This is a genomic window from Streptomyces zinciresistens K42, assembly GCF_000225525.1.
Taxonomy (GTDB): domain Bacteria; phylum Actinomycetota; class Actinomycetes; order Streptomycetales; family Streptomycetaceae; genus Streptomyces; species Streptomyces zinciresistens.
Map to the genome: position 1 here is coordinate 60,106 of NZ_AGBF01000015.1, position 17,722 is coordinate 77,827.

Annotated in this window: 17 protein-coding genes and 1 riboswitch; of the genes, 7 read left to right on the forward strand and 10 right to left on the reverse strand. The window is 74.4% G+C overall.

What is annotated here, in order from left to right; genetic code table 11:
- The first annotated feature begins 66 nt into the window (after window positions 1–66).
- On the forward strand, window positions 67–699 hold the full coding sequence (locus tag SZN_RS07940) for a sulfite oxidase-like oxidoreductase (RefSeq protein WP_007493117.1): 633 nt from the start codon (window positions 67–69) through the stop codon (window positions 697–699).
- 189 nt (window positions 700–888) lie between these two features.
- Here the strand turns inward: SZN_RS07940 and SZN_RS07945 are convergent, their stop codons facing one another.
- The 5 genes from SZN_RS07945 to thiO form a co-directional block, all read right to left on the reverse strand.
- A complete protein-coding gene (locus SZN_RS07945; protein WP_007493119.1) occupies window positions 889–1,782 on the reverse strand; it encodes a deoxyribonuclease IV in 894 nt (297 codons plus the stop codon).
- A gap of 57 nt (window positions 1,783–1,839) precedes the next feature.
- Window positions 1,840–3,780, reverse strand: coding sequence for a Stk1 family PASTA domain-containing Ser/Thr kinase (pknB, locus tag SZN_RS07950; RefSeq protein ID WP_043729195.1), 1,941 nt, complete (start codon window positions 3,778–3,780; stop codon window positions 1,840–1,842).
- A gap of 121 nt (window positions 3,781–3,901) precedes the next feature.
- Entirely contained in the window at window positions 3,902–4,696 is a 795-nt protein-coding gene (locus SZN_RS07955; protein ID WP_007493123.1) for a thiazole synthase, read from the reverse strand.
- Between the two features lie 3 nt (window positions 4,697–4,699).
- Window positions 4,700–4,900, reverse strand: coding sequence for a sulfur carrier protein ThiS (thiS, locus tag SZN_RS07960; RefSeq protein ID WP_043729221.1), 201 nt, complete (start codon window positions 4,898–4,900; stop codon window positions 4,700–4,702).
- A gap of 8 nt (window positions 4,901–4,908) precedes the next feature.
- Complete coding sequence (thiO, locus tag SZN_RS07965) at window positions 4,909–6,078, reverse strand: glycine oxidase ThiO (RefSeq protein ID WP_007493127.1); 1,170 nt, start codon at window positions 6,076–6,078, stop codon at window positions 4,909–4,911.
- A riboswitch (TPP riboswitch) is annotated at window positions 6,076–6,187 on the reverse strand. Its footprint overlaps the gene before it by 3 nt.
- Before the next feature lie 52 nt (window positions 6,188–6,239).
- Here thiO and SZN_RS07970 point away from each other — a divergent pair.
- From SZN_RS07970 to SZN_RS07995, 6 genes are all read left to right on the forward strand, one after another.
- Entirely contained in the window at window positions 6,240–6,590 is a 351-nt protein-coding gene (locus tag SZN_RS07970; RefSeq protein ID WP_007493129.1) for an avidin-fold protein, read from the forward strand.
- 32 nt (window positions 6,591–6,622) lie between these two features.
- A complete protein-coding gene (locus tag SZN_RS07975; protein ID WP_078508490.1) occupies window positions 6,623–7,840 on the forward strand; it encodes an NAD(P)/FAD-dependent oxidoreductase in 1,218 nt (405 codons plus the stop codon).
- Between the two features lie 78 nt (window positions 7,841–7,918).
- A complete protein-coding gene (locus SZN_RS07980) occupies window positions 7,919–8,284 on the forward strand; it encodes an Rv2175c family DNA-binding protein (protein WP_007493133.1) in 366 nt (121 codons plus the stop codon).
- A gap of 265 nt (window positions 8,285–8,549) precedes the next feature.
- A complete protein-coding gene (gene thiE / locus SZN_RS07985; protein ID WP_007493135.1) occupies window positions 8,550–9,227 on the forward strand; it encodes a thiamine phosphate synthase in 678 nt (225 codons plus the stop codon).
- A gap of 223 nt (window positions 9,228–9,450) precedes the next feature.
- A complete protein-coding gene (metF, locus tag SZN_RS07990) occupies window positions 9,451–10,389 on the forward strand; it encodes a methylenetetrahydrofolate reductase [NAD(P)H] (RefSeq protein WP_007493137.1) in 939 nt (312 codons plus the stop codon).
- Between the two features lie 43 nt (window positions 10,390–10,432).
- Window positions 10,433–11,389: an SCO2102 family sporulation regulator gene (locus SZN_RS07995; RefSeq protein ID WP_007493140.1), complete on the forward strand. Its 957-nt coding sequence runs from the start codon at window positions 10,433–10,435 to the stop codon at window positions 11,387–11,389.
- Window positions 11,390–11,423: 34 nt separating this feature from the next.
- Here the strand turns inward: SZN_RS07995 and SZN_RS08000 are convergent, their stop codons facing one another.
- From SZN_RS08000 to SZN_RS08020, 5 genes are all read right to left on the reverse strand, one after another.
- Window positions 11,424–12,923, reverse strand: coding sequence for a phytoene desaturase family protein (locus tag SZN_RS08000; RefSeq protein WP_007493142.1), 1,500 nt, complete (start codon window positions 12,921–12,923; stop codon window positions 11,424–11,426).
- 56 nt (window positions 12,924–12,979) lie between these two features.
- Complete coding sequence (locus SZN_RS08005; RefSeq protein ID WP_007493144.1) at window positions 12,980–13,594, reverse strand: DUF4126 domain-containing protein; 615 nt, start codon at window positions 13,592–13,594, stop codon at window positions 12,980–12,982.
- Window positions 13,595–13,997: 403 nt separating this feature from the next.
- Window positions 13,998–14,627 (reverse strand): TetR/AcrR family transcriptional regulator, encoded by a 630-nt coding sequence (locus SZN_RS08010; protein WP_007493146.1) that lies wholly within the window; start codon window positions 14,625–14,627, stop codon window positions 13,998–14,000.
- A 23-nt stretch (window positions 14,628–14,650) separates the two neighbouring features.
- The gene (locus SZN_RS08015) at window positions 14,651–16,735 is read right to left on the reverse strand and encodes a YhgE/Pip family protein (protein WP_007493148.1); all 2,085 of its coding nucleotides are present in this window, start codon (window positions 16,733–16,735) and stop codon (window positions 14,651–14,653) included.
- A complete protein-coding gene (locus SZN_RS08020) occupies window positions 16,707–17,501 on the reverse strand; it encodes an ATP-binding cassette domain-containing protein (protein ID WP_007493150.1) in 795 nt (264 codons plus the stop codon). Before SZN_RS08020 ends, SZN_RS08015 begins: the two co-directional genes overlap by 29 nt.
- Between the last annotated feature and the right edge of the window lie 221 nt (window positions 17,502–17,722).

Below are 17,722 nucleotides of genomic sequence, written 5' to 3' on the forward strand. Positions count from 1 at the left end.
CCCTTTGAAGGGGTTTGCTCGGACTGGGGTCGGGTGCACCGTCCGCGGTCTGTCAGGATGGGACGCATGGGTCAGCCGGTGGAGCGTGCGGGGGGAGCGGCGGCACACTCCGAGCTTCCGCCGGGACAGCGGCTCCAGCGTGGCTGGCCGGTCACGCACTACGGACCGGTCCCCAGGTTCCGTCCCGAGCGCTGGGAGTTCCGGGTGTTCGGGGCGACCGCCGACGGCGGGAAGCGCTGCTGGAGCCACGAGGAGTTCGCGGCCCTGCCGTACGCCGGGGTCACCGCCGATCTGCACTGCGTCACGAAGTTCAGCATGCTCGGCGCCGAGTGGGGCGGCGTCCGGGCCCGGACGATCCTGGAGATCGCGCCGCCCGCCCCCGCCGTCACGCATGTGATGGTGTGGGCGGAGTACGGCTTCAGCTCCAACCTCCGCCTCGCCGACTTCGCCGCCGAGCGCACGATCTTCGCCACCCACAAGGACGGCGAACTGCTCACGGCGGAGCACGGTTTCCCCCTCCGTCTGGTCGTCCCCCATCTGTACGCCTGGAAGGGGCCCAAGTGGGTCCGCGGCGTGGAGTACATGACGGCCGACCGCCGCGGCTTCTGGGAGGAGCGCGGCTACCACAACATCGGCGACCCGTGGCGGGAGCAGCGCTACTCCTACCAGGAGGAGCCCGGAGACGGCCCCGAGCTCTGACCCTCCCGCGGCACCGCTCCCCGGCGGTGCCCGTGCACCACCGCGTGCCCCCGGCCGCGTCCGGTCATCCGCGTGCCGACCGGCGCCAGGACGAACGCCCCCTTCGGCGCGATCACCGGCACCCACCGGGACAGCGGGTCGGCGCGCCCTGCCTCCATGGCGCCCGGCCCCGGAGCCGCGGTGACCGCCCTACGCGTCGCGGAGCTTCTTCAGGCGCTCGACGTCCGCCGCGTGCCCCTCCCTGCCGCCGGGCGTCTCGATGACGAGCGGTACGCCCTCGGTGGCCGGGTGGGTCATCAACGCCCGGAACGGGTCCTCGCCGATGTGACCGGCGCCGATGTTCTCGTGCCGGTCCTTGTGGGCGCCGACGACGTCCTTGGAGTCATTGGCGTGGATCAGCTTCAGCCGGCCCTCGCCGACGGTGTCCACGAGCAGGTCGAGCGTCGCGTGCATCCCGTCGGGGCCGGTCAGGTCGTGCCCGGCGGCGAAGACGTGGCAGGTGTCCAGGCAGACGCCGAGCCGGGGATGGGCGTCCAGCGCCTCGAAGTACGGCCCGAAGTCCCAGGTCCGCGAGCACAGCGAGGCGCCCTGGCCGGCGGTCGACTCCAGCAGCAGGAACGGGTCGTCGTCCCGCGTCAGCTCGTCCAGCAGCGGCAGCAGATGCTCACGCACCTGGGCGAGGGCCACCGGGCGCTCCCGGCCGCCGGTGGCGCTGCCGGTGTGCACCACCACGCCGAGCGCCCCGATCTCCCGCCCGCGGCGCAGCGAGTGCCGCAGCGACTCCACCGACCTCTCCACCGTGGCCTCGGTGTGGGAACCGAAGTTGATCAGATAGGGGGCGTGCACATAGGCCGGGACCGATCCTGCCGCGCACCGCGCGCGGAACTCCTCGTCCTGCCGGGGGCTGCCGGCGGGCGTCGCCCAGCCGCGCGGGTTGGCCACGAAGACCTGGACCGCCTCGGCCCGCAGGTCCTCGGCGTAGGCCAGGCCGACGGAGGCGAGTCCGCCGGCCACGGGGACGTGGCCGCCCACGGGGTTGCGGGCGGGGCCCGCGGGGACGGTGCCGGACTGCTGACTTCTCACCCGCCCAGGGTGTCATGCGGTCCGGCCCGCCCCGTCACCGGCGGGTGCGGGGGCCCGTCACCGGATGGTGATCGTGATCGTCGATCCCTTCGGAGCGGTCTTCCCGCCCTTGACCGACTGCTTCTTGACCGTGTCGCCGAACAGCCCCAGCAGGCCGCGGTCCTCCTCGACCGAGAAGCCGGCGGCCTCCAGCCGGGCCGTGGCGTCGGAGGCGCCGGCGCCCACCACGTCCGGGACCTCGATCATCTCCGGGCCCTTGGAGAGCGTCAGCGTGACCGTGTCGCCCTCGGCGGCCTGCCCGCCCTCGGCCGGGCTCTGCCGGGCGACCTGGCCCGCGTCGAACTCGGAGTTGACCCGCGCGGAGTCGATCCGCACCCTCAGGCCCGACTCCTCCAGCGCGGCACGCGCGTCGGCCGGGCTCTCGCCGCTGACGTCCGGCACGTCCACCGGGCTGCCCTTGCTGACGACCAGCGCCACCGCGGAGCCGGAGCGGACCTTCGTGCCGTCCCCGGGGTCCGAGGAGACCACCGAGCCCCGGGTGACGTCGTCGCTGAACTCGCGCGTCACCATGCCCGGCTGGAGCCCGCTGTTCTTGAGCTCGGTCCGCGCCTTCGCCAGCGGATAGCCCTGGAGGGCGGGCACCGCGACGGTCCGCGGACCGGAGGAGATCACGAGCTTCACGGAGTCGTTCTGCCGTATGCGGGCGCCCGTGCCGGGGTCCGAGCTGATGACGGTGCCGCGCTTCACGGTGTCGCTGTAGGCCCGGCCGACCGCGCCGGTGTCCAGGCCGGCCTGCTCCAGCCGGTCCCGGGCCTGCGCCTCGGTCTTGCCGAGCAGGGGCGGGACCTGGGTGAACTGGCCGGAGTTGATGTACCAGACGCCTGCGCCGCAGCCCAGGACCAGCAGCACGGCGGCGACGATGACCAGCGGCCCGCGCGGTGCCCGCCGCCCCCGTGCGCGGCGCGGGGCGGGCGGCGGCGGGGCAGGGGACTCCAGGCGGCTCGTCCGGTGGTACCCGTCCCGCGGCTCGTCCCCGGGCACCGCCGGCGGCTGCCGGACGGTGAGCGAGCGCGGGATCACGCTCGTCCGGTCGTCGGCGGTGCCGCGCTCGGCGGCGAGCGCCTGCGGGGGCATCGCGTCCAGCTGGTCCGGGCTCAGGGCGGCGCGCGTCTCGCGGGCGTGCGCCAGCAGCGCCACCGCGTCGTACGGGCGCACGTCGGGGTTGCGGGCGGTGGCCGACGCGACCAGCTCGTCGATCGGGTACGCCAGCCCCGGCACCACCGCCGAGGGCGGCGGGACGTCGTCGTGCAGGTGCTTGTACAGCACCACGGCGGGGGAGTCCCCGTCGTGCGGCCGGTCGCCGGTGAGCATCTCGTAGAGGACGACCCCGCACGCGTACACGTCGACGCGCGCGTCGGCCGCCGCGGGGTGCTCCATCTGCTCGGGCGCGAGATAGGAGACCGTGCCGAGCACCGCCCCCGTCGTGCTGGTCACGGTGTCCACGGAACGCACCAGACCGAAGTCGGCGACCTTCACCCGGCCGTCGTCCCCTATGAGGACGTTCTCCGGCTTCATGTCGCGGTGCACGAACCCGGCGCGGTGGGCGGCGCCGAGCGCCGCGAGGACCGGCTCCAGGATGTCCAGCGCGGCCCGGGGCTGGAGCGCCCCGCGCTCGCGCAGCACGTCCCGCAGGGTGCACCCGGCGATGTACTCCATGGCGAGGTAGACGTACGAGCCGTCGGCGCCCTGGTCGAAGACCTGCACCACGTTCGGATGGGCCAGACGGGCGACGGACTTCGCCTCGCGGATGAACCGGTCGACGAACACGGCGTCCGCCGACAGCGCGGGATGCATCACCTTGAGCGCGAGCACGCGGTCCAGGCGGGTGTCCAGGGCCCGGTAGACCGTGGCCATCCCGCCGACCGCGATCCGCGCGTCCACGCGATACCGGCCGTCGAGCACCTGCCCGACCAATGGGTCCTGAAGGGTCGTATCCACGCAGGTGAGTGTACGAGCCGACACCGACACCCGGCCGGGCCGAGCCGCGATCGGAGCGGGACTGGAGCCGACCTGTGACGGACGACGCACCGGTCCGCGGGCCCCGTGCCGCACGCGGACGTCAGAACGCGGGACGCTCCGGATCGAGCCGCGCCGTGCCCGCCACCGGCGACGACGCCTCGGCGAAGTGCCGGCGCGGGATGCGCCCCGCGCGGAACGCCAGCCGCCCGGCCGCCACCCCGTGCCGCATCGCGTCGGCCATGAGCACCGGCTCCTGCGCCCGCGTCACCGCGGAGGCGAGCATCACCCCCGCGCACCCCAGCTCCATCGCGAGCGCCACGTCCGACGCGGTGCCGGCGCCCGCGTCCAGGATCACCGGCACCCGCGCGTGCTCCACGATCAGCTGGAAGTTGTGCGGGTTGCGGATGCCGAGCCCGGAGCCGATCGGCGAGCCCAGCGGCATGACCGCCGCGCACCCCGCGTCCTCCAGCTTCCGGGCGAGCACCGGATCGTCGTTGGTGTACGGCAGCACCGTGAAGCCGTCGTCCACCAGCGTCTCCGCCGCCTCCAGGAGGGCGATCGGGTCCGGCAGCAGGGTGCGCTCGTCGGCGATGACCTCCAGCTTGACCAGGTCGGTGCCGAGCGCCTCGCGCGCGAGGCGGGCCGTGAGGACGGCCTCTCCCGCGGTGAAGCAGCCCGCGGTGTTCGGCAGCACCCGGATGCCGAGCCTGTCCAGCACCGACAGGACCGAGCCGTGCACCGAGGCGTCCACCCGCCGCATCGCGACCGTGGTCAGCTCGGTGCCGGACGCCGTCAGCGCCCTTTCCAGCACGTCCAGGCTGGGAGCCCCGCCCGTGCCCATGATCAGCCGGGACGTGAAGGACGTACCGCCGAGGACGAAGGGATCGTCGGCCATGGGTCAGCCTCCCTGGACGGCGGTCAGGACCTCGACGCGATCGCCCTCGGCGAGGCGGGTCGCGGGCCACTGCGCGCGCGGGACGACGGTTTCGTTGAGGGCGGCGGCCACCCCGGAGGGCGCCGCGGTCAGGGACTCCACGAGCGCGTCCAGCGCCGTGCCCGGCTCGACGCCGCGGCGCTCGCCGTTGACCGAGACGGTGATCACCGCGCTCATGCGGGCCGCTCCGCAAGGGCCGCGGCGGCACCGAACCGCCCGGGGCTGAACGCGCGCGCCTCCTGGGGCAGTTCACCGGTGACCAGGGCGTGCCCCAGGACGTCCCCGGTGACCGGTGTGAGCAGCACGCCGTTGCGGTAGTGGCCGGTGGCCACCAGCAGGCCGGGCAGTCCGGTCGGGCCGAGGAGCGGCGCGTTGTCGGGGGAGCCGGGGCGCAGGCCCGCCCGGGTCTCGGTGAGCGGCAGCTCGGTGATACCCGGCACCAACTCGTGTGCGTCGCGCAGCAGTTCGTACACGCCGCCCGCGGTCACCGCGGTGTCCCAGCCCAGTTCCTCGCTGGTGGCCCCGACGACCAGCTCCCCGCTCTCACGCGGCACCAGGTACACCTGGCCGCCGCGCACCACCGCCCGCACCGTCCGGCTCAGGAACGGCGCGTACCGGCGCGGCACGGTCAGCCGCAGCACCTGGCCCTTCACCGGACGCACCGGGGGCAGTACGTCGTCCGGGACACCCGCCAGCCGGCCGCTGAGGCTGCCCGCCGCGAGGACGACCTGCTCCGCGCGCAGGGAGGCGCCGTCCTGCGTGCTCACGCCCACGGCCCGGCCGCCCGCGGTGTCCAGCCGCTCGGCGCGGGTGCGGTGGAAGGCCACGCCGGTCCGCTCGCACGCGACGAGGAGGGCCGCCGCCAGCCGCCGCGGATCGATCTGGTGGTCGCCGTCCACCCGCAGCCCGCCGCGCACGCCCGGCGCCAGCATCGGCTCCAGCCGCCGGCACTCCCGGCCCGAGAGCCACTCCGACTCCAGGCCCGACCGGCTCTGCAGGGCGTGCAGTTCCCGCAGCTGGGCGCGGTCGTCGGCGTCCAGCGCCACCGCCAGCGTGCCGCACCTGCGGTAGCCGAGGTCGTGGCCGGTGAGGTCGGTCAGCTCGGCCGCGAAGTCCGGATAGCGGCGGGCCGAGGCGAGGTTCAGGCCCAGCAGGGTCTGCTCGCCGTGGTGCAGTTCCGTGACGGCGGCCAGCATCCCGGCGGCGACCCGGGCGGCGCCGCCGCCCGGCTCGGGATCGACGACCGCGGTGCTGAGCCCGCGCCCCGCCGCCCGCCACGCCGTGACCAGGCCGATGATGCCGCCCCCGACGACGAGGACGTCTGAGGTTCGCGTACGCGACATGGGCGTCCAGCCCCTCCCTTCGCCGGCATGACCCGGATCAGGTTCGTACGGTCGGAGGCCGCCAGCCTCCCTCTCAGCCCGGTGCGTCCGGGCTCCCGCGAGTGCTCTACGGTGGCCACCCTAGCCCGCCGCCCCGCGTCTCAGTAAGGGAGCCCGCGCCGATGGCCCGCTCGCTCGACGGTCTCGTCCTCGCCCCGGTCGCCGACCAGGCCCCAGGTCAGGTGGGTACGCGCACCCGTTTCACCTACCACGAGAAGGACGGCGAGATCTGGGCCGAGTACGCCGGCGGCGACGTCGCGCGCGGGTACCTCGTCGGCACCCGTGAGGGGGACCGGCTTGACTTCCGCTACGTCCAGCTGAAGCGGGACGGCACGACGTCCTCGGGCCACTGCGCGTCGACGGTGACGGAGCTCGCCGACGGACGGGTGTGTCTGGAGGAGACGTGGGAATGGGAGTCACAGACCGGCCGAGGCACCAGCGTTGTGGAGCAGGTCACCCGGCACGACCCCTGACTGACGCAACGTCAGTTGACTAAGGTGATCAGGTGAGCGAGCAGACGACGCAGTCGCAGCGAAGAGTGGTCGTGGCCGGCGCCGGCATGGCCGGTGTGCAGACGGCGGTCGCGCTGCGCGAACAGGGATTCACCGGCACCGTCACCCTGATCGGCGCCGAACCCCACCAGCCCTACGACCGGCCGCCGCTGTCCAAGGCCGTGCTGCTCGGCAAGGCCGAGGGCTCCGCCTTCGACATCGACTTCGAGGCGCTCGGCATCGCACTGCGCCTCGGGCGCGAGGTGCGCGGCGTCCGCCCGGCCGACCACGAACTGGACACCGAGTCCGGGCCGGTGCCCTACGACGTCCTGGTCCTCGCCACCGGCGCCGAACCGGTCCGGCTGCCGGGCGCCGAGGGCGTCCCGGGCGTGCATCTGCTGCGCACCCTGGACGACGCCGAGCGGCTGCGGCCGGTCCTCGCCCGCCAGCACGACATCGTGGTCGTCGGCGCGGGCTGGATCGGCGCGGAGTTCGCCTCGGCCGCGCTGGAGGCCGGCTGCGCGGTGACCGTGGTGGAGGCCGCCGACCGGCCCCTCGCGGGCGCGCTGCCCGGGGAGGTGGCGGCGCCCATGGCCGCCTGGTACGGGGACAGCGGCGCGGTGCTGCGCACCCACGCGCGCGTGGCGCGCGTCGAGCCCGGCGCGGTGGTTCTCGACGACGGCTCGCGGCTGCCCGCGGGCGCCGTCGTCGTCGGCATCGGCGCCCGGCCCGCCACCGCCTGGCTCGCGGGCTCCGGCATCGAGCTCGGCGCGCGGGGCGAAGTGGTGGCCGACGGCGGACTGCGCACCTCCGCGCCCGACGTCTACGCGGTCGGCGACTGCGCGTCGTTCCCGTCGGCCAGGTACGGCGAGCGGCTGCTCGTGCACCACTGGGACAACGCCCTCCAGGGTCCGCGCACGGTCGCGGCCAACATCATCGGCGAGACCCCCGCGGTCTACGACCCGGTGCCGTACTTCTGGTCGGAGCAGTTCGGCCGCTTCGTGCAGTACGCCGGACACCACGCCGATGCCACGGCCACGCTGTGGCGCGGCGACCCGTCGGGCCCGGCGTGGTCGGTCTGCTGGCTGCGGGACGACCGCCTGGTCGCCCTGCTGGCGGTGGGCCGGCCGAGGGATCTGGCGCAGGGGCGGCGGCTGATCGAGGCGGGCACGCCGATGGACGCCGGACTGCTGGTGGACCCGGCGAGACCGCTGAAGGCGGCCACGGCGTAGCCCGGCGGGGGCCGTGCCGACCCCCGCCCGGACCGGCCCGGCTTCCGACTGTCGGTGGCAGATGGCAGGCTTGTTCCCGTGACCGAGATTGACGCAAAGACCGATGCTCTCGTCCCCGCCTGGCTCACCCTCCCCGACATCGCCGAACAGCTCGGCGTCGAGGTGACCCGCGCCCGGCAGCTGGTCAAGGACGGCCAGCTGATCGCCGTGCGCCGAGGTGAGAACCGCGCGCTGCACGTCCCCGCCGCCTTCATCGACGGGGACAAGGTCGTCAAGGGTCTGTCCGGGACCCTGACGCTCCTGCGGGACGACGGCTTCACGGACGAAGAGATGCTGGAGTGGCTCTTCACCCCCGACCCCTCCCTGCCCGGCACCCCCGCGCAGGCCCTCAGCGAGAACCGCGGCACGGAGGTGAAGCGACGCGCCCAGGCGCTCGCCGTCTGACCCTCGCCCCGCAGGTCCGGCGACCGTCCGCGGTCCGGGCCCCCGCGACCACGCCACGGCCGCGCGGGGCCCGGCCCGGTCCGAGGGCCTCGGCATGCCGATGTGACGCCCTCCGCGCGATACCCGGCGCCGGTGGTCCCGGTTCCGCGCGCCCCGGCCCCGGCGCCGGACCGGTCCGCCCCCGACCGCGGCGTCCGGCTACCGTGCCCTCGTCCGGCATCCGCCGGGCCGGCCCGCCCGGACACCCGACCACAGGGGGCACCGCATGACCGACACCTCCGTCGCAGACACCTCCGTCGCAGACACCGCCCGCAGCCGGCTCGACGGCGCCCGGCTCTACCTGTGCACCGGCGCCCGCAGGGAGCGGGGCGACCTCGCGGAGTTCCTCGACGCCGTCCTCGCGGCCGGGGTCGACATCGTCCAGCTGCGGGACAAGGGCATGGAGGCGGCCGAGGAGCTGGACCACCTCCGGACCTTCGCCGAGGCGTGCGCCCGGCACGGCAGGCTGCTCGCCGTCAACGACCGGGCCGACGTGGCCCACGCGGCCGGTGCCGGCGTGCTCCACCTCGGCCAGGGCGACCTCCCGGTCCCCGCCGCCCGCGCGATCCTCGGCGACGACGTCCTGATCGGCCGCTCCACCCACTCCGCCGCCGAGGCGTCCGCGGCCGCCGTCCAGGACGGCGTGGACTACTTCTGCACCGGCCCCTGCTGGCCCACCCCCACCAAGCCCGGCCGCCACGCGCCCGGACTGGACCTGGTCCGCCACACCGCCGCCCTGGGGACGGACCGCCCCTGGTTCGCGATCGGCGGCATCGACCTCGGCAACCTCGACCAGGTGCTGGACGCGGGCGCCCGCCGGGTCGTCGTCGTCAGGGCGATCACCGACGCCCCCGACCCGGGCGCCGCCGCGGCGGAGCTCGCGAAGCGGCTGCGGCAGGCGTAGGGGCGCCCGGAGACCGTCCCCCGCCGCAGGTCCCGGCACGCGCGCACGGACGCCGGACGAGCCGTCTCGGTGGGTGGGCGTCCCGGACCGGCGGCGCACGAGCGGCTGTTTTCGGGCGGACACTGTCCAATACCTGGACAACAGGCCGACAAACAAGCCGATAAAAAGGACAAATGCCGGGTGCCCGGTTGGGCGACCGCGAACCCCTGGCTAACCTGCGGGTATGGCCCTCGGCACCGCATCCGTCAGATCGGACCACGCTCGTACCGTGCGCGAGATGCTCGCGACCGGCAAGACGACGTACTCCTTCGAGTTCTACGCCCCCAAAACCCCGAAGGGCGAGCGGAACCTGTGGAACGCGCTGCGCCGGGTCGAGGCCGTCGGCCCCGACTTCGTCTCCGTGACGTACGGCGCGGGCGGTTCCACCCGCGCCGGCACGGTCAAGGCCACCGAGGCCATCGCCTCGGACACCACGCTGACCCCGATCGCCCACCTCACGGCCGTCGACCACTCGGTGGCCGACCTGCGCAACATCATCGGCCAGTACGCCGACGCCGGGATCCGCAACATGCTGGCGCTGCGCGGCGACCCGCCCGGCGACCCGCTGGGCGACTGGGTGCGGCACCCGCAGGGCCTCGCCTACGCCGCGGAGCTGGTCGAGCTGATCAAGGCGTCCGGCGACTTCTGCGTCGGCGTCGCGGCCTTCCCCGCGATGCACCCGCGCTCCGCCGACCGCGACCTCGACGTACGCCACTTCGTCGACAAGTGCCGGGCCGGCGCGGACTACGCGATCACGCAGATGTTCTTCGATCCGGAGGACTATCTTCGCCTGCGCGACCGGGTGGCGGCCGCAGGCTGCGACACCCCGATCATCCCGGAGATCATGCCGATCGCGAGTGTCCGGACCCTGGAGCGGATCCCGTCGCTGACCAACGCCGCCTTCCCGGACGCCCTGAAAGAGCGGATCCTCACAGCGAAGGACGATCCGGCCGCTGTACGCTCGATCGGGATCGAGTTCGCCACGGAGTTCTGCGCGCGGCTTCTGGCCGAGGAAGTGCCCGGACTGCACTTCATCACGCTCAACAACTCCACGGCTACCCTGGAAATCTACGAGAACCTGGGCCTGCACCACCCACCCGCAGGTCTGGACCGGTCGTCCTGATATACGTCACACTGCGTAGGCGGCCACTGGGAGAGGGGCGTACATGGGCTGGACGGTCCTCTACATCGCGTTCGGCGGCGTAGCGCTGTGGCTGCTCGGCGAGGTGCTGCTGCAGTACAAGGCGCGGCTGCGCTGGCGGTTGCTCGCCTTCGGCGGCTTCCTCGGCGTCGTCGTCGGGGTACTGATTCCGTCGGTCGTCGTGATCGGTCTGGGCGCCGCCGCGTTCGCGGTCGGGCAGACCTATGTGACGCTGTCGTTCCGCCGCGGCTTCGCGGAGGGCTGGGCCGTCTCCGCGCCGGCCCTCGGTCCGCTGGGCTCCAAGCGCCGCCGTGAGCCGGACGAGGAGGAGCCGGACCCGGATGACTCCGACCCGGAGGCGTCCGAGGGCGGCTTCGAGGGCGACGACGACCGCTACGACCGCGACGGTGCCGACTACGGCGACGACTACGACCGCGACGACGTCTTCACCCCGCAGCGCGGGGCCGCCGCCGCGGATGCCACCGCCGTCTACGAACCGCAGCCCATGCCCGAGGACACCGGCTCCTACGGCGTGTACGGCGACACCGGCTACGCGGGCGCCGAGCAGAACTACGCCGCCGGCCAGCAGCACCAGGACCAGTACGCCACGGCCGACCAGGGCTACGGCTACGACGCCTACGGGCAGCAGGGCTACGACCAGCAGCAGTACGGCTACGACCCCTCCGGGCAGCAGCAGTACGCCGCCTACTCCGACCCGTACATCGGCACCCAGACCTACGACGGCACCGGCTACGACGCCTACGGCCAGCAGCAGTACGACCAGCAGGGCCAGCCGGGCCAGCAGGGGTACGCCCAGGACCAGTACGCCGCCGGCTATCCTGAGGGCACCCCGCCCGGCGGCGTGTGGGTCCCCCAGCAGCGCACCGACGAGACGTACGGCGGCGAACTCCCCAACGAGCAGCCGTACCCGTACCAGGGCGACAACCACGGCCAGGGGTACGACGAGCAGTACCGCTACTGACGGCCTCGCGCGGCGGGGGCCGGTCCGGGGGCGGTCACCGGGAGCCCCGGAACTCCGGCCCCTCCACGATCAGTCCGGCGACCAGCGCGCCCGACATCCCGGCGTGCGGCAGACCGCCCCCGGGGTGGGACCAGCCGCCGGCCGTGAACAGGCCCGCCAGGGCGGTGCTGTTGGACGGGTGCAGCAGCCGCCCGCCGCCCGCCGCCAGGGACGGCGCCGGCACCGCGCCCAGCGCGGCTCCCGTCTCGCGCTCGGTGTCGGCCGGGGTGCGCACCTCCCGCCACAGCAGCCGCTCGCGCAGCCGGGGCACGGCCCGCTCGGCCACCGCGACCAGCCGGTCCGCGTGCCGGGTCAGGGCGTCCGGACCGGCCCCCGCGGGAACCGCCGTGGTCAGGGTGAGCGCCTCGTGGGCGCCGTCCGGGACGAGCGCCGGATCGTCCGGGCGCAGAATCGTCACCGTGGGATCGGCGGGCAGGGCACCGGCCGCGCCGGACAGCGCGTCCGCCTCCGCCTCGCGGTCCCGCGCGTGGACCACCGTGCGGTGGACCGTGCCCGGGGGGCGGGCTCCGCGCAGCGCCAGCAGCACCGTCAGCCGGCCGGCGCCCCCGCGCTGGGGCGCGACCTCGCCCCCGCCCCGCGGCGCCGTGCCCCGGACGAGGCGGTCCAGTACCCCGGGGGCCACCCCGGCGACCACGAAGTCGGCCTCCACCACCGAGCCGTCGGCCAGCTCGGCCCCGGCCGCCCGGCCGTCCTTCTCCAGGACGGCCGTGACCTCGGCACCGAAGTGGAACGCGACCCTGCGGGCCACGCACCGCTCATGGACGGCCCGCGCCAACTCCCGCATGCCGCCCCGCACATACCAGGTGCCGAAGGCGTGCTCCAGGTACGGCAGCACGGCGGCGCTCGCCGGGGTCCGGCGGGGATCGAGCCCGTACGCGAGGGCGTGGGACTCCAGCAGGGCGACGAGCCGGGGATCGCGCAGCTCCCAGGCGCCGACCTCGGCGAGGGTGCCCGCCCTGCGGGTGCGCAGCAGCCGCTTGTGGGGGACCGAGGGGTAGGGGTCACGCTCGGCGAGCACGCGCCAGTCGGGCCACAGGGGCTCCTCCAGCAGCGGTCTGCGCGTGCGGTCCCACGCTTCGCGGGCCCGCACCAGGAAGTCGCCCCAGCGCTCGCCCGTGCCCGCGCCCAGCGCCTCGTCCAGGGCGGTGACGACGCCCGCGCGTGACGCGTTCGGCAGGACGGCCTCGGTGCCGTCGGCGAACACGTGCCGTGCGGACGGGTCGACCTGGACCAGGTCGACACAGCTCTCCAGCGGCTCCCTGCCGGTCTTGAGGAACAGGTCCCGGTACACGGCGGGCAGCGGGAGCAGGCCGGGCCCGGTGTCGAAACCGAAGCCGTCGCGCTCGAAGCGGCGCAGCGCGCCGCCGTACGTCCGCGTCCGCTCGTACACCGCCACCCGGTGGCCCGCGACGGCCAGCCGGGCAGCGGCCGCCATCGCGCCCGTCCCGGCGCCGATCACCGCAATCCGTGCCATGCGGGGGACTTTATCGGCCGCCACCGACAACGGGCCCCGCGACCTCGCAGGACCGCTCAGCCGGGGCGTTGCGGCACCGGCCGGGCGGGGCGTCCGCGGGCTCGGCGTTCGGCCCGGCGGCGCAGGAAGCTGCGGATCCGCCCGACCAGGAGGAACAGCGTGAGCCCTCCGCCGAGCAGCAGCACCCCCGCGACGGCGGCCGCCGCCACCGGGTTGAAGACGGCGAAGGTGATGACCGCGGCGACCCCGAGGTCCTCGGCGATGCTCACCGCGATGTTGCTGAACGGCTCGGGGGAGGTGTTGACCGCCATCCGCGTCCCGGCCTTGACCAGATGGCTCAGCAGCGCGGTGGAACCCCCGACGGCGCCCGCCGCGAGCTCGGGCAGCGAACCGCTCTGCCCGGCCAGCAGTGCCGCCACGACGGCGCCCGCGACCGGCCGGACGACGGTGTGGACCGCGTCCCAGGCCGAGTCGACGTACGGGATCTTGTCCGCGACGGCCTCGCACAGGAACAGCACGCCGGCCGCGATCAGGACGTCGGACCGCTGCAGCGCGGCGGGCACGTCGTCGCTCAGCCCGGTCGCGCCGAACAGGCCGAGCAGCAGCACGACCGCGTACGCGTTGACGCCGCTGGCCCAGCCGCTGGTGAACACCAAGGGGAGTACGGACACGGAGGCGATCGTAGCCAGCGCGCGGCCCGCGGTCGTGGGGATGAGCGCGCAGGTCTGAGTACCCGTACCCAGAGGCCGAGATGAGTACGCGCGCGGATGGGGCGCGACCTGCGCCGACGAGAGAGTGGAGGCACGGAGAAGGGGATCTGCTCCGGTACCGGCGGCACGGGGCGCCGGAACGGAGCGGCCCCGGATCCGCTCCTTCCGCCGGCCCGCGTCGGCGGGAGCGAGACGGGGGACCCGGCGGACGCCCGCACGGGGTCCGCGACGGGGGCGCGGGGGAAGCGGGGAGGGGCGGGGGGAACGGGGGAGCGACGAGAAGGCGCCGGTTCGGCGGCGGCCCGCGGGGGACGCGGCCGCCTCGAACCGGCGCCTCCTCGTGTGCGACTGCTCCGGGGCCGGGTCAGCGGCTCCCGCTCACCCGGCCCTGGAGCAGCCGCGACAGGGCCGCGTGCACGTCGTCCAGGGAGCGCTCCGGCTGGAACGACTGCCAGTCCAGCGCCGCCACCAGCACCATGCCGACCAGCGCGGCGGCGGTCAGCGGGACGTCGATCTCCTCGCTGAACTCGCCGTTGTCCACGCCCTCGCGCAGCACGCCCTCCACGACCGCCACGGCCTGCTGGCGGACCACCATCAGCGTGGACTGCCAGGCCCGGTTGGTGCGCCACAGCTCGGCGACGTACAGCTGGGTGAAGGACGGGTAGCGGTCGATGAAGACCAGCCCCGCGCGGACCATCGCGTCCAGGGCGTCCACCTTGCTGCCGCCCGCGCGCGCGGTCCGCTCGGCCGCTTCCCGCAGGGAGGCGGTCAGGAGGCCGACGCCGTGCCGCAGCAGCTCCTCGAAGAGGACCGACTTGCTGGCGAAGTTGTAGTAGACCGTGCCCTTCGCCACCCCGGCGCGTTCCGCGATCTCGTCGACCGTGGTGGCCGAGAAGCCCTGCTCGGCGATGAGCGTGACGGCCGCCTCGTAGAGCTTCTGCCGGGTGGCCTCACGGCGCGTGCTGCCGCCCGACGCGGCGCTGCTGCTTTCCATGGCCCCGATTGTGCCGCGCGCGCTCACAGGCTCAGCTCCGGGTGCAGCCGGTCGAGCGTCCACACCTGGCGGCGCCTGGCCGACAGCGCGGTCAGCGCGAGCGCCCCGGCAGTGAAGGCGACGAGCACCGCGCACGCCTGCCACACCGGCCCTGGCCCGCCGCCCGTGATCAGCCGGCGCAGCGCCTCGACGACGTAGCTCATGGGCAGGAAGGGATGCAGGGCGTTGAAGAACGCCGGGCTGGTCTGCACGGGGTACGTGCCGCCCGCGGACGTCAGCTGGAGCATCAGCAGGGCGAGGACGAGTATCCGGCCGGCCGCGCCGAAGCGTGCGTTGAGCCACTGCACGATCGCCGCGAAGCACGCCGTCACCAGGAACAGGAAGCCCACCGTGCCGGCCGCGCGGACCATCCGCAGCCCGACCGCCCAGTGCAGCACCGACATCAGGGCCACCGTCTGGAGCACGCCGATCGCCACCACCGGCAGCCAGCCGGCCAGCGCGATCCGCCAGGCCGGGGCACCCGCGGCGAGCGCCCGCCGGTTCACCGGCGCGATCAGCATGTACGCCACCATCGCGCCGACCCACAGGGACAGCGGGATGAAGTACGGGGCGAAGCCGGTGCCGTAGTTGGGCGCCTTGTACAGGTCCCGGGAGACGAGGCCGACCGGGTCGGCCATGACCTCGGTGCGCCGGTCGCGGTCCTTCTTGTCGTAGTCGGGGATCTTTTCGGCGCCGTCGCGCAGCCCGCTGGTGAGCTTGCCCGAGCCGTCGAGGAGTTTGTACATGCCGCCGTTGAGGTCGTACGCGCCCGTCTTGAGTTTCCCGACGCCGCCGTCCAGGCCGGCCGCACCCGTCTTCGCCGTACCCAGTCCGGAGTGCAGCTTCTTCGCGCCGGCGGCGACCTTGGCGGCGCCCTGGTTCAGCTTGTCGATCCTCGTGACGGCGTCGTCGAGGTCCTCGGACAGTCGCGGGGCGCGGTCCGCGAGGGCCTTGGCCTGCTTCTGGAGCGTGGCGAGGTTCTTGTCGAGCCGCTTCAGGTCGCCGCCGCGGCCGGCGACGAGGGTGTCGAGGTCGGCGGCGACCGTCGCCACGCCGGCGGCCGACTGCTTCGCCTTCCTCAGATCGGCGCAGGCGGCGTCGGGCAGGGCGGGGTCCTCGCAGCGTGCCCGGTAGAGGGTGTCGAGCGCCTTGGAGGCCGTACGGGCGTCCCTGGCGGCGCCGGGGGCCCGCTCCACGAGGTCGTCCAGGTCGGCGCGGATCGCGCCCGAGGAGTCGGCGACCAGGCGGGCGGTGTCCCCGATGGTCTTCTCGTCGGCGGCGAGGAGCGGTCCGATCCTGCGGTCCGCGGCGTTGACCCTGTCGGCCAGCGTGCGCGTGCCCTGGGCGACGCGGCGGGAGCCGTCCTCCAGGTCGCCCGCGCCCTTGGTCAGGCGCTTCAGCCCGGTGGACAGCCTGCCGCTGCCCTCCTTGGCGTCCTTCAGGCCCGAGGCGAGGCTCTTGGAGCCCTTCTCGGCCCTGTCGATGCCGCCTTCGAGCTTGCCGGCGCCGTCGGCGGCCTTCTCCGTCGCGCCGTGGAGGTCGGAGAACGACACGAAGATCCGGTCAAGGAACGACCGCGACGCGTTCGTGGACGCCGCCTCGCGCACCTCGCCGAACACCGTCCGCGAGATCTGCCCGACGATGTAGTTGTTGGAGTCGTTGGTCCGCACCTGGAGCGCGCCCGTCTCGGGCGCGTCGCCCGCGCCGGAGGCGATGCGCGCGCTGAGGTCCGACGGCATGGTCAGCGACAGGTAGTAGGTGCCGTCCTCGACGCCCTTCGCCGCCTCGGCGGCACTCACCTCGCGCCAGTCGAAGACGTCGCTCTCGCGCAGGCCCCCGGTGATGTCGTCGCCCGCCCTGAGCTTCCTGCCGTCGACGCTCGCGCCCTTGTCGTCGTTCACGAGCGCCACGGGGATGCGGTCGAGCCTGCCGTACGGGTCCCAGAACGACCACAGGTACAGGGCGCCGTACAGCAGGGGCAGCACCAGCAGCGCCACCAGGGCGGCGCGCGGCAGCCTCCCCCGGCCGAAGCGCCTCAGCTCAAGCGCGGCCAGCCTGGGCGAGCGCATCGGCGGCCTCCTCTCCGGCGTCGGTGTCGGCGTCGGTGTTGTCGTCGTGCTCGGGCCGCGGGGCCCGCGCGGGGGCGGTGGACACGCCGACCGTGCCCCCGGGAGCCTCGCTGCACACCGCGACGACCGTGGTCCCCGACGCGGCGACGGCCTTCAACAGGGCCCAGATCTCGGCCCGTTCGGCGTCCGAGAGCTTCAGGTCGACGTCGTCCACGCCCAGCAGGCGCGGGCGCCCGACGAGCGCCAGCGCGACGGACAGCCGCAGCGCCTGCGTGCGCTCCAGGTCGCGCACCGCGGTACGGGGCCCCTTCGGCAGCGACTCCAGGTCGAGCCCGGCCCGCTCCAGGGCCGTCCCGATCAGGAGCCGCGTGCCCTCGCGCCGCTCCGCGCGCGGACGCAGCAGACCGCGCAGCGCGTCACCGAACCGCCGCTGGAGCAGCGCCCGTTCGCGCAGGTGCTCGGCGACGGTCAGGGCCGGGTCCAGATCGGTCACCCCGGGGACGTGCGCCAGGGCGGCGACGCGCCGCACGGCCGCCGTCCGCCGGGGCAGGTCCCCGCCGCCGACCGCGGCCGAGCCCTCCGTGGGCTTCATCCGGCCCGTGAGCGCCAGCAGCAGACACGTACGCCCGCTGCCGGACGGTCCCTCGACGGTGATCAGCGAACCGGGCCCGGCCTCGAAGGTGATCCCGCGGAACGCCCATCCGCGGGGCCCTTCCAGGCCCAGGCCCCGGGCCGTGACGCCGGCGGCTGTCACGGTTCCCCCCATCCCTGCCCCCTCAATGTATTGAACTGACTGGTCAGTTCAAAAGGTAGCCCGAACTCGCGGGCGAAGCAAAATCCCAGGTCAGAACGGATTGTCAGTGCCATACCCCACGATGGGCACATACGGCACCCCGTAGCGGACGTGCCGTCACCCAGACGACAGGAGGTTCGTCATGGCCAGCTCCCACGCCGCTGCCGCCCGCCGGCGCCGCGCCACCGGCCCTG